The sequence below is a fragment of the Paenibacillus sp. PsM32 genome, assembly GCF_030433815.1.
Taxonomy (GTDB): domain Bacteria; phylum Bacillota; class Bacilli; order Paenibacillales; family Paenibacillaceae; genus Saccharibacillus; species Saccharibacillus kyungheensis.
Window position 1 is genome coordinate 20,298 of the sequence record NZ_JARUWY010000019.1, and the last position, 14,253, is coordinate 34,550.

Consider the following 14,253-nt stretch of genomic DNA (forward strand, 5'->3'; position numbering starts at 1 on the left):
TTTTAAAAAAATAGATGGCAGATTCTGTTACGAATCATACCATCTATTTGTTAATAAAAAGATATCACTCCACTGTAGTTATTCTGTGATGTTGAAGTGTGTTGCCATTTTGTCCATTAAACGTGAAATCGTCATAGCTGCTTCTGCACGTGTTGTATTATCTTTTGGTGCAATCTGTCCATTTGGTCTACCTTGCATAATACCTTGATTTACGGCTGTAGCAAGGCTATTTTTAGCCCAATTGGATGTGTTGTTGCGATCTGTAAATGGTGTAAGTGCCTGGTTAGCATCTGCTGCAAATGAAGTAGACGGCTCCAAGTAGCTTAATGTGTTATTAAGAATATTCGACATTTCTTCACGTGTAATCTGTTGATCTGGTTGATATGAATCGTCTGTATATCCTTTAGTGATACCCGTAGCGGATACAGCATTAATCGCATTATAGTACCATTTATCAGGTGCAACATCTGAATACGTTACATTGTCAGTATTAGACGACACTTGTAATAAGTTATTAATCATTTGTGTGAATTGTGCACGCGTAATCAAGGCATCTGGATTATACTGATTATCGCCTACACCATTTAGAATGGACAAGTCTTGTAGTCTATTAATCTCTGATTCTGCCCAGTGTCCACTCACATCATTAAAGTTTTGTTTATTTGTCGTTACTAAAGTAACTTTTGTAGTATTATCTAGCTCTACATCTGTCGCTTCTCCACTAGCTGCTTCTACCGCATTGTCAGCTGGTGGTGTTACTGGTTCTTCTACAGCAGGCACTGGTGTATCTACTGTAGCAGCAGTTACTGGTGCCGGTATTCCTAGAACTCCTGGTGTACGATTAGAACCTACATTATCGTCATCATCCGATGTTCCAGGATTCGTTGGTGGATTGGTTGGCGGCGGTGTTTCTCCTTCACGATAATTAATCGTCTGAAGTATACTTGTATTGCCATTACGATTCAGTGTAATTACCAATTGTCCTTCAGAGGCTGGAAGTTGAATATTAAGATTTCCGTTACCATCTGCTCCAATCGTAATCGTTCCTAGTTGTACTGTACCTTGCTCATACACATCGCTTTGTACAGTAACAATATCTCCGGCTTGTAGACCACTCAATTGAATAGTTCCTTGCGTTCCTTGTACATCAACCAAATTGACAACTGGTGTTGGTGGTGTAGTAGGTGGAACTTCAACTCCATTGTATGGCAATGTGACAATTTCCGTTTCCGTTCCGTTGATCGTTACTCGTACCGACAGTTCACCTTGTGCATTCGGGAAAGTAAACGTTAATACCGCTTCTCCATTTGCATTCGCTGTTCCTGTTGCCAATACTTCATTAGCATCACTATAAACCGAAACGGTATTGCCTACTGCTACTCCACTTACTGTTACTGTTCCTTGATTTCCATTAATCGTTGTTAGGTCAGCGGCTGGTGCTGGTGTCGTTGGAATATCAATTCCGCTGTATGGCAATGTCGCAATTTCCGTTTCCGTTCCATTGATGGTTACTCGTACCGACAGCTCGCCTTGTGCATTCGGGAAGGTAAACGTTAATACTGCTTCTCCGTTTGCGTTCGCTGTTCCTGTTGCCAATACTTCATTCGCATCACTATAAATCGAAATCGTGTTGCCTACTGCTACTCCACTTACCGTCACTGTTCCTTGATCTCCATTGATCGTTGTTAGGTCAGCGGCTGGGGTTGGTGTTGTCGGAATATCAATTCCGCTGTATGGCAATGTCGCAATTTCGGTTTCCGTTCCGTTAATAGTTACTCGTACAGAAAGTTCACCTTGTGCATTCGGGAAGGTAAACGTTAATACTGCTTCTCCGTTTGCGTTCGCTGTTCCTGTTGCAAGTACTTCATTCGCATCACTATAAATCGAAATCGTGTTGCCTACTGCTACTCCACTTACCGTCACTGTTCCTTGATCTCCATTGATCGTTGTTAGGTCAGCGGCTGGGGTTGGTGTTGTCGGAATATCAATTCCGCTGTATGGCAATGTCGCAATTTCGGTTGCCGTTCCGTTAATGGTTACTCGTACAGACAGTTCACCTTGTGCATTCGGGAAGGTAAAGGTTAATACCGCTTCTCCGTTTGCGTTCGCTGTTCCTGTTGCCAATACTTCATTGGCATCACTATAAATCGAAATCGTGTTGCCTACTGTTACTCCACTTACCGTCACTGTTCCTTGATCTCCATTGATCGTTGTTAGGTCAGCGTCTGGGGTTGGTGTGGTCGGAATGTCGATTCCGCTGTATGGCAATGTCGCAATTTCGGTTTCCGTTCCGTTGATGGTTACTCGTACAGAAAGTTCACCTTGTGCATTCGGGAAAGTAAACGTTAATACCGCTTCTCCGTTTGCGTTCGCTGTTCCAGTTGCGAGTACTTCATTAGCATCACTATAGATTGAAATCGTGTTGCCTACTGTTACTCCACTTACTGTTACTGTTCCTTGATCACCTGCAATATCGGTGATCGCAGCACCTGGTGTTGGTGTGGTTGGAATATCAATTCCACTGTATGGTAGTGTAGCAATTTCGGTTTCCGTTCCGTTAATAGTTACTCGTACAGACAGTTCACCTTGTGCATTCGGGAAAGTAAAGGTTAACACCGCTTCTCCGTTTGCGTTCGCTGTTCCTGTTGCGAGTACTTCATTCGCATCACTATAGATCGAAATCGTGTTGCCTACTGTTACTCCACTTACCGTCACTGTTCCTTGATCTCCATTGATCGTTGTTAAGTCAGCGGCTGGGGTTGGTGTTGTCGGAATATCGATTCCGCTGTATGGCAATGTCGCAATTTCGGTTTCCGTTCCGTTGATGGTTACTCGTACAGACAGTTCACCTTGTGCATTCGGGAAAGTAAAGGTTAATACCGCTTCTCCGTTTGCGTTCGCTGTTCCTGTTGCAAGTACTTCATTAGCATCACTATAGATTGAAATCGTGTTGCCTACTGCTACTCCACTTACTGTTACTGTTCCTTGATCACCTGCAATATCGGTGATCGCAGCACCTGGTGTTGGTGTCGTTGGAATATCAATTCCACTGTATGGTAGTGTCGCAATTTCGGTTTCCGTTCCATTAATCGTTACTCGTACTGACAATTCTCCTTGTGCATTCGGGAAAGTAAATACGATCTGGGCAGATCCATTACTTCCTGCTACTGCTGTTCCCAACACATTGTTATCTTCGTCGTATACTTTCACGACTTCTCCTACAGCTACGCCTGTAATGTTCACTGTTCCTTGATCACCTGTAATATCGGTAATCACAGCATTAGGAGACGGCGTAGTTGGAATATCGATTCCGCTGTATGGTAGTGTAGCAATTTCAGTTTCCGTTCCATTCACCGTTACTCGTACGGATAGTTCCCCTTGTGCATTCGGGAAGGTAAATATGATCTGGGCAGATCCATTGCTTCCTGCCACTGCTGTTCCCAACACATTGTTATCTTCGTCGTATACTTTCACGACTTCTCCTACAGCTACGCCTGTAATGTTCACTGTTCCTTGATCACCTGTAATATCGGTAATCACAGCATTAGGAGACGGCGTTGTTGGAATGACAACTCCACTGTATGGCAATGTGGTAATTTCTGTTTCCGTTCCATTCACCGTTACTCGTACGGATAATTCACCCTGAGCGTTCGGGAAGGTAAATACGATCTGGGCAGATCCATTACTTCCTGCTACCGCTGTTCCTAGAACGTTATTATCTTCGTCGTATACTTTGACCACTTCACCTACAGCTACGCCTGTAATATCTACAGTTCCTTGATCACCTGTAATATCGGTGATCACCGCACCTGGTGTTGGTGTCGTTGGAATGTCGATTCCACTGTATGGCAATGCAGCAATTTCGGTTTCAAGTCCATTTACGGTTACTCGTACGGACAGTTCTCCTTGAGCGTTCGGGAATATGAATGTTAATGTTAACTGCCCACTTCCATCTACTGTTCCTGTAGCAAGCACCTCATTAGCATTACTGTAAATAGTAACTGGAGAGTTTGCTGTAACTCCAGTAATATTCACTGTTCCACGACTACCAGTAATATCAGTAATCACAGCATTAGGAGACGGCGTCGTCGGAATATCAATTCCGCTGTACGGCAATGTGGTAATTTCCGTTTCCGTTCCATTCACCGTTACTCGTACGGACAATTCTCCTTGTGCGTTCGGGAAAGTAAATACGATCTGGGCAGATCCATTACTTCCTGCCACTGCTGTTCCTAGAACGTTATTGTCTTCGTCGTATACTTTGACCACTTCACCTACTGCTACGTCTGTAACGTTCACTGTTCCCTGATTACCTGTAATATCGGTAATCACAGCATTAGGAGACGGCGTAGTTGGAATATCGATTCCGCTGTATGGTAGTGTAGCAATTTCCGTTTCTGTTCCATTAATCGTTACTCGTACCGACAATTCTCCTTGTGCATTCGGGAAGGTAAAATCGATCTGGGCAGATCCATTACTTCCTGCTACTGCTGTTCCTAGAACATTATTGTCTTCGTCGTATACTTTCACGACTTCTCCTACAGCTACTCCGGTAATGTTCACTGTTCCTTGATCACCTGTAATGTCAGTAATAGTAGCGGCTGGTGTTGGTGTCGTTGGAATGTCGATTCCGCTGTACGGTAGTGTAGCAATTTCCGTTTCCGCTCCATTGATAGTTACTCGTACGGACAGTTCACCTTGTGCATTCGGGAAAGTAAAGGTTAAAATAGCTTCTCCGTTTGCATTCGCTGTTCCTGTTGCGAGTACTTCATTGGCATCACTATAGATTGAAACAGTATTGCCTACTGCTACTCCACTTATTCTTACTGTTCCTTGATCACCTGTAATATCAGTAATCGCAGCACCTGGTGTTGGTGTCGTTGGAATATCAATTCCACTATATGGTAGTGTAGTAATTTCTGTTTCCGTTCCATTGACCGTTACTCGTACGGACAATTCTCCTTGTGCATTCGGGAAAGTAAATATGATCTGTGTAGATCCATTACTTCCTACTACTGCGGTTCCTAAAACATTGTTATCTTCGTCGTATACTTTCACGACTTCTCCTACAGCTACGCCTGTAATATCTACAGTTCCTTGATCACCCGTAATATCGGTAATCGTAGCGGCTGGTGTTGGTGTCGTTGGAATGTCGATTCCGCTGTACGGTAGTGTAGCAATTTCCGTTTCCGCTCCATTGATCGTTACTCGTACGGACAGTTCACCTTGTGCATTCGGGAAAGTAAAGGTTAAAATAGCTTCTCCGTTTGCATTCGCTGTTCCTGTTGCGAGTACTTCATTGGCATCACTATAGATTGAAACAGTATTGCCTACTGCTACTCCACTTACCGTCACTGTTCCTTGATCACCTGCAATATCAGTAATCACAGCATCTGGTGTTGGCGTGGTTGGAATATCAATTCCACTATATGGTAGTGTAGTAATTTCCGTTTCCGTTCCATTCACCGTTACTCGTACGGACAATTCTCCTTGTGCGTTCGGGAAAGTAAATACGATCTGGGCAGATCCATTACTTCCTGCTACCGCTGTTCCTAGAACGTTATTGTCTTCGTCGTATACTTTGACTACTTCACCTACAGCTACTCCTGTAATGTTCACTGTTCCTTGATCACCCGTAATATCAGCGATCACAGCAGCTGGTGTTGGCGTGGTTGGAATATCGATTCCGCTATAAGGTAATGTAGCAATTTCGGTTTCCGTTCCATTTGTAGTTACTCGTACGGATAGTTCACCCTGAGCGTTCGGGAAGGTAAATACGATCTGGGCAGATCCATTACTTCCTGCCACTGCTGTTCCTAGAACGTTATTATCTTCGTCATACACTTTCACGACTTCGCCTACAGCTACTCCTGTGATATTGATAGTTCCTTGATCACCTGCAATATCAGTAATCACAGCACCTGGTGTTGGCGTGGTTGGAATATCAATTCCGCTATATGGTAGTGTAGTAATTTCTGTTTCCGTTCCATTCACCGTCACTCGTACGGATAGTTCACCCTGAGCGTTCGGGAAGGTAAATATGATCTGGGCAGATCCATTACTTCCTGCCACTGCTGTTCCTAGAACGTTATTATCTTCGTCGTATACTTTCACGACTTCTCCTACAGCTACGCCCGTAATATCTACAGTTCCTTGATCACCTGTAATGTCGGTAATCGTAGCAGCTGGTGTTGGTGTCGTTGGAATATCGATTCCGCTGTATGGCAATGTAGCAATTTCGGTTTCTGTTCCATTTGTCGTTACTCGAACAGACAGTTCCCCTTGAACATTCGGGAAAGTAAAGTTCAAAATCGCTGTTCCGTCTGATCCAATTGTAGCTGTACCTAATACTTGATCATCATCGCTGTACACTTTTACAATATCGCCTGTTACACCATTAGCAATATCAATTGTTCCTTGTGCACCATCGATATCAGATAATACAGCTGTTGGTGTCGTTGGATTTACTGGAATTGGGATACCTTGATAATCAAATGTGTTTACTGTTGTTTCTACTCCATTTACAACTGTACGAACAAACAATCTACCTTGAGCTTTCAAGAATTTGAAATTAATGATCGCTTGTCCATCGATATTAGCTACTCCTGTACCTAATACTTGATCATCGTCATCGTAGACTTTGGCTGTTTCTCCTTCAGTCATACCGATCACTGTGATTACTCCATCAACACCTTGTACTTGCGTGATCTCTGCTGTAGGTGTATCTGCTGGTGGAGCTACTTCTTCCGCTATATAATTAACATTTACAAGATTACTATTAATTTGATTACGAGATAAAATAACAGATACTTGTCCACCTTCAGGCAACAGAGCAAGTTGGATAGTCACTAATCCACTACCATCGGCTAATCCTGTACCCAAAACAGTATTATTGGCATCTAGAACCCAAATCATATCTCCAGATTGCACATTACTTACTTTGACTGTATCGTTGCTACCAATATTATTAATCACTTGTACATCTGCTGCTAATAAAACTGGACCAGGTTCAGTCAGATACACAACAGGTGTAGGCACACTGTCTATATTGCTATGCGTATTTATCGCTGAAATCGTACCGCCTGTTGGATTTAAAGTAAGATTGATAGTGACATCTCCAGATGACGTTACTGTTCCTGTACCTAAAATTGATCCTGCTTCAGATATAGTGACTTTATTACCTTCTGGTAAGCCAGTAACAGTCACACTATCTGCATTGCCGGCATTATTGAGAACAGTAATCGCTGCGGCTGGGATAGGAGGTACAATTTCTGTTGGATAGTTTACAGAGACTGGCTGACTTTCTAATCCTAAATATTCTAAAGTAGCACTGACAGAGCCACCAGTTGGTATTAATGTTAAGTTGATAACAGTATTACCATTGGCTGGAGCTGTTCCTGTACCGATAAGATCTGAGCCAGAATAGATATTTACTTTTTGACCTTCGTCCAAACCTTCAATAGTTACGGTATCGTTATCACCATAATTGTTAGCTGGCACTATATCTTCTGAAGGAATAGCTGGTATTAAAACAGCAGCATATCCAACCTGAATCGCTGTACTTTCTATCGTGTTGCGAACCAGACTTACACTGATTACACCACCGTTAGGTGCCAAATCTGTATTTACTTTTGCTAATCCATTTGCATCAGCAGGACTTGTACCAATTAGTGTACCGTTAGCATACACATTGATAATATCTCCTGATTGTAATGCTTTGACAGTGACTGAGGAGTTGCCTGCAATATCATTCACAATAGCTACATTTTCTTGTAAAAGAGCAGCTACTACTTCTGTCGTATAGTTTGCAAGCGTAGGTGCACTTTCGACTCCATTACGAATCAAAGTCACTCCCACCGTACCACCAATCGGCAATAAAGTTGTATTTAATGTAGCTTTGCCATCAGCTTGTACAGTTGCAGTTCCTAATAATGATCCTGCTCCATACACATCAATACTATCGCCTGCTGTTAAGCCACTTACTTGCACAATATCGTTATCACCCGAATTATTTGTCACTAAAATAGCATTAGCAGAAATAGCAGGAGTCACTTCTGCTCCATAAATCACTGTTGACGCAATACTTTCGACTCCTTGATTTGTAATCGTTACGCCAATCGTTCCTCCAAGAGGTACCAACGTAACATTTAATAATGCAGTTCCTTGAGCATTGACTACACCTGTTCCAATTACACTTCCATTTCCATATACGGTTACAATATTTCCCGCAGTCTGTCCTGTAATTTGAACAGTATCCGAGTTACCAGAAGCATTGTTTACAGTAATATTAGCAACTGGAATAGCAGGTACAACAACGCCACCATATGTGATCGAAGTCGTTACACTATCAATTCCATTTCGTGTAATGCCTACTCCAAGGCTACCACCTAAAGGATTAACCGCGACTGGAATAGCAACAGTTCCTGTCACTCCAGCGGTCGCAGTTCCCAAAACAGTACCATTTCCATAGACTTTCACAATATCTCCATTGGTCAAACCACTAATTGTTGCTGTTGCGTTCCCTCCAACAATAGGAGAAAGTGAAATCTGATTAGTTAATAGTGGTGTCACCACTTCTGCCAGATAACTGACTGCTGTTGGAGCACTATCTACTCCATTATGATTCAAACCGATATTTACACTCCCACCGATAGGAGTTAATACTACTGGAATTGTCACAGTACCTTGAGCATTGACGGTTCCTGTACCTAATAAACCATCAGCATTGTATACATTAACAGTATCGCCTGCCAATTGACCTGTCACGACAACCGTATCTGAAGTATTACCTGAACGATTGTTCACCTGAATATTAGCTGATCCAATAACAGGAACAGTAATCGAAGGGTAATTGACTGTTGTTGCTGCGCTTTGTAATAATCCTTGCTTGATAGTGACACTTAAACTGCCACCTGTAGGAGCCAAAACAACTGGCAAACTTAGGCTACTTGTTGTTGCTGGAGCAGTAGCTAATACGGTATTCCCTGAAGAAACCGTAACGATATCTCCTACTGTCAAACCACTTACTTTAACCGTAGAAGTACCTCCATACGAATTGGTTACTGTAATATTTCCAGAAACGATAGGTGGAATAACCTGCGCTCCATAACTTACTGTAGTTGGAGTACTTTCAATCGTATTTCGTTTTAAAGTAACACCTACGCTACCCCCACCAGGAGTTAATGTAGTTGTTACAGTAGCAACTCCACTTGCGTTTGCTGTAGCATTGCCAATAGCTGTTGTACCATTATAGACAGTGACTACATCTCCAGCACTTACACCTGTAACGGTCACTGTATCTTGATCACCATATTGATTATCAATAGCAATATTAGCGGCTGGAATAGAATTGAGTACAGCACTACCATACGTAAAAGATGTTTTAGTACTTTCAGCAGTACCTCGAACCGTACTAACATTGATTGTGCCACCACTTGGAACTAGCGTTGCTGCGATAACGGCTGTTCCTTGCGCATTGACGACTCCAGAGCCTAGCAATGTATTGCTAGTGTTATAAACAGAGATAGTATCTCCTTGAGTCTGTCCTGTAACTGTAACCGTTGAAGAACCGACGACTACATTGTTTACACTGATTTGTGCAGAAGAAGGGGCAGTAGGAGCAGGAAGTATAGTAAAGGTTCCTTGCTGTGTTGCACTGCCTATAGAAACATTTAATGTATTTTTAGAAGTTCCGGTAAATTGATAATTACCAGCGGCTGGTAATATTTTATTATTGAGGGTCAACGTTGTAGAAGGTAATAAAAGAAGAGCTGCGGTAGTAATCGTAACTGTTTGTCCATTATTCGTAATTTCACTAGCTACCAAATTTCTACCGTTAATCTGGTCAGCTGTTGTTGCTTTAATTCCGGCAGGTAAAGTATACGTGATACTGCCCAGAAGACTAATTACATCTCCTAAATTATAAGTAACACTCAAATTAGCTGATTGTCCCACAACTTGTACTCCATCAGCAGAAGTAATAGTCATCGAACCTGCAGCTGCACTTGCGTACCGAGGCAAGCCTGTAAAAATCAAAGTTACGATTAAAAATACTATAAAAACCGAGTAACTCCGTTTCTTCATATTTTTCTCCCCTTTTGTTTTAGTTAAATTGCCTGTCGCAACAAATAACACATCTTGTTATAGCTTACAGATTCATTTTCCTAGAAACAGCGGCAGTTATATATAGACTTTATTTCCTATTTTATACATTTTAGGAAATAGGAAAACCCTCCTCTTTCTTTTTTTCGCCTATAAAAAGGAAAAAGATCACCCTTTTTGAAATAAAGGTGATCTTTTTTATTCAACCTATACTTTTGTTAAAAACAGCCGCAATTGCTTGTGCACGGTCGGTTACACTCATCTTATTAAAAATATTCGTTAAGTGATTTTTGACAGTATGTTCACTAATAAATAGAGCCGCAGCAATCTCTTTATTACTGGAAGCTTTGACGACTAACTCTAATACTTCTTTTTCCCGTGGAGATAATCCAAATTCTTTGACGATCGCTTCCAGACCACGTCCCTCTGCTACTTCAGCAGTTAACGCACGAGGAACAGGTTTTTCTTCCATTAAGCTAATTTCCGTTTGCAAAGTATGACGACTAAGCATGAATAAACGGAACTGACTGATCAAAGCAGGATCAATATTAGTAAATTGGGAATCATTCATCAACTGGATATCGTTATCGCCTGAAGCAGCCAGAGCAAATACTAATACCATTGTTTGCCCGCCTTTACTATATGGATGAGAGGTTGGGCTATTTTGATTCTGTTGAATTTTTCTAAAATCTTCAATCATTTCTGCTTCTTGTTCAAACAAGTGAGGAAAACTACGTAAAGTAGCCGGATCTGAGAACGACATCAGACAGGCGCGTGCAATCGTTTCTCCTTCGTCCTTACGTAATCCACCCCATAATGCAAATTCCATCACGATTTTCTGTGCATCCGTAGCCAGTTGATATTGCGCTACATTCCACTCCCGAATCGATTCATGCAAAATATGAGCAAATCGATTACTGTTTGATAAAAACTGTTGTCGATCATAGAGTAGCTTCATAATGACACTGCCCATCGTTGCCAGAGCAGACAAAATCTCACGACATTCTTCGCCTTCTTGCTCATCTCCTATCGCAACAGCAAGTACAGCTCTAGTTTTGTCTGCATAAACGATAGGATATTCAATCATCAATGATGAAGGCACTGAACGATTTAGATATGAATTCGTTGCCGGTTGATTATTTCCATTTTCCAAATAGCGACGAGCAATATCGCGGGCATACGTTTCTCCGCGCGGGCTTTCCATACCACGAGCGACCATCTGTACTTTCTCATCTTCACTTGCCCGATGAACAACGATTGACGCAGATGGACTCCATACCAGATTCAGACTCATATCTACCAGCATAAATAGAACCCGCTGGATATCCTGCACAGATACCATTACACTGGCTAGTTCCATTAACGGCTTGAAGCGCTGAATCTGCTTTTCCATACGACCATGAGTAATATGGTTACCAATGTACCAACCAATTAAAGAGATCAATGTTTCTTCAAAACGAATATTGGTATTTGTTGATAATTTTTCTTCCAAACCGATTCCAAATAACAACCCGTAATTTTCATCGTCATACCGAATCGGAAAACATTGTACTTCATAGATCGAAGCTAATCCTTTTTGTAGAAAAAAGTGACTGCGTGGATCTCTACCTACATCTTTCCAGTGACTTAATTGCTCGCTAAGTACTGCTTGACCAAGAAAACCTTCGCCTTCGTGGAAAATAGCTCCTTTTAATTCAGCGGCGGCAGGCCCTGTACTGCTCACAATACGATAAGTACCAGAAGATGTTTTTAAAGCAAATCCGAATACATCTGCCAGATCGCTAGAAGCAAGCACCGCTCGTGTCACTTCTTCTATAGGCATATTGCGACTGGAATCCGACCGCAACGTTTCATTAAGAGTCGTCAGACGTTCTGCGAACTTTTTCTCTTTATATCCTGATTTCAAGATAAGAGCGATAGCTTTAGATAATTTATTAATCTTATCTTTTTTATATTCTATTTGCGTAACATCGTCTTCTGGTGTTCTTTGTATTCGTTCTCTCATAAGACGGAAAAGTTCCGCAGGCCCTTTCAAATCAGGGCTATTGTAATTCACATGATCGATAATGTTTTGTCTGGTATTTTCTTGAATAATAATTCCTGCCCAGATATACATCTCAATCGGTTGCTGATCGATACTGACAGGTGAAATAATCCACTTGATTCCAGGTATCCATTGATCAGATAAAGCAGTAACTCGAAGCCTTTTCAACTTATCGATTTCTGCTTTTAACATACTTTCAAGTTCTTTGGGATACGTGATGAACAAATTAGCGATTTCAGCATCTGAAGGTGTGCTTAACAAATGCCCTTCATGATTTGTGATAAAAATAAATAAACCTGTAAGTTCTGCATATACATTTTGGAGTTCCTGACAGCTGTCCAAGTTATCATTTATAAAATAGCTTTCAATCATAAGCATTCATGTCCACTTCTGTTTGAATATAAGGCGTTTTATAACGATAAATAGCACGCGTACCCTGACCATTTTTTTCTAAAATCGATAATTCAGTCAAACGATCAAGCGCACGTTCAATTAAATGCGCATTGCGTCCAAGTCGTTTGGACATGCCCGTACTGGTTTCTAATGCATAAGGATTATTTTCAAAAAATAAGGTACATTCCATCTGTAATGTGATTACATCGCTTTCTGATACCATAAAAGCTTAATCCCTCCTTATACCAGCCGGACAAATGGTGTTTCTGAAATATTAGCTACGATGTGTGGTGCTGACACTCTTCCGCTTGGTGATTTAGTCACTTGTAAATACTGATAATTACCATCAACCCATGTTCGGATTACTCCATTACAAGTACGTTCCAAAAATGAAGCCGTCTCTGTTCCAATTTCACTAAAATTACAATGCGCCATTACAGTAATGCCAAGCGCCCGCCAAAGTGAAATTTCTTCTGAGAAGTATTTCACAACGAAATCTTTGCCCCGTTCTGAAATAATTGTATTTAGATCATAATAGATGAACCAACGCTTATCACAAAGCTCTTCACATTCAAAAATAGGAGAAAGCTTTTCATTTAACGTATTAGCATATTCATCATTCTCTACATCATCTACACGAATAAGCGCTTTTTCTAATCCACTGTCTACAGCACGCTTATAGTGCTCAATAAAATGAGCTTTCCCTTCATCGGCAGCCTGACGTAAAGACACTCCGAACAAATCGATCGTATCGGCAAACATATCTAAAGTAGTATTACCAGACATCATCGTTACGGTACAATCATCGTCTTTGATACGTTGTGCATAAATAGAAGAAAGTAGATATCTATAGTTGGCTTTACTATTCGTATCGATCATAAAGACACTGCCTTTAGGAATACCACCCATCAACAGATCATCTAATGAATCAATACCTGTGGATAGCACTTCAGTTTCCTGTACCAATATTTTATCTTCTGCCATTGATAACGAAGGAATGATATATACTCCATCTTCGATAAACTTATAAGTATGTTCGCCTTCCAAAATTCGGGTACCACGCATTTTAAGCACTTCAATAGTACGCTTACGATACTTTTCCATTAAAGGCTTTAACGAAAGTCTGATAATCCCATCACAGATATAATTCTCGAAAGGAATATTCATCCCTTCTACTTCTGAATATTCTCTTATAAAAAAAGAAGTTAAAGCATGCTTGCGCATAATGTTACGAATGGTATAAACATTTGTCCTGGCTTCTTGTTCACTACTGAGTAAGCGAAATAAACTGATACTATCCATAACTACGCGTTTACAACCAATTTCTTTGATCATATGTTCAAAAAGACCATTGGGTTCGAGCATTTGCTCTAATAAAATCTCGGGTTCTATACAGATCACACGTAATAAGTTACGCCGTTCCAACTCTTTCAAATTCCAACCGAACCGTTCCATATCATCGTAAATTTGTTCAGGAAGTTCTTCAAATGTAATGTATATCCCCGGTTCATTATGTTTAATAGCACCTTCAACCAAAAATTGCATGCCTATTGTAGTTTTTCCTGTGCCTGGTTCACCTTCCAGAATCACGACGCCTCCTGGCGGTATGCCTCCACATAAAATATCATCCAGTCCCGGGATACCTGTACTAATTGGCTGTTTTAATGTACTAATATAAGCAGCTTCACTTTTTTGCATGTAGTGTTCCCTCCATC

General features: G+C 41.2%; 4 protein-coding genes. All 4 read right to left on the minus strand.

Translation table 11 applies throughout. The annotated features are described in order from the left end of the window. Positions 1–78 precede the first annotated feature (78 nt). The 4 genes from QCD85_RS22245 to QCD85_RS22260 all read right to left on the minus strand — a co-directional run bounded on the left by QCD85_RS22245 (position 79) and on the right by QCD85_RS22260 (position 14,236). On the minus strand, positions 79–10,083 hold the full coding sequence (locus tag QCD85_RS22245; protein ID WP_301263903.1) for an S-layer homology domain-containing protein: 10,005 nt from the start codon (positions 10,081–10,083) through the stop codon (positions 79–81). 220 nt (positions 10,084–10,303) lie between these two features. After that, positions 10,304–12,523, minus strand: coding sequence for a LuxR C-terminal-related transcriptional regulator (locus tag QCD85_RS22250; RefSeq protein WP_301263904.1), 2,220 nt, complete (start codon positions 12,521–12,523; stop codon positions 10,304–10,306). Next, a complete protein-coding gene (locus QCD85_RS22255) occupies positions 12,510–12,761 on the minus strand; it encodes a hypothetical protein (RefSeq protein ID WP_273614353.1) in 252 nt (83 codons plus the stop codon). Before QCD85_RS22255 ends, QCD85_RS22250 begins: the two co-directional genes overlap by 14 nt. A 17-nt stretch (positions 12,762–12,778) precedes the next feature. After that, a complete protein-coding gene (locus tag QCD85_RS22260) occupies positions 12,779–14,236 on the minus strand; it encodes an ATPase domain-containing protein (protein WP_273614352.1) in 1,458 nt (485 codons plus the stop codon). Positions 14,237–14,253: the final 17 nt, after the last annotated feature.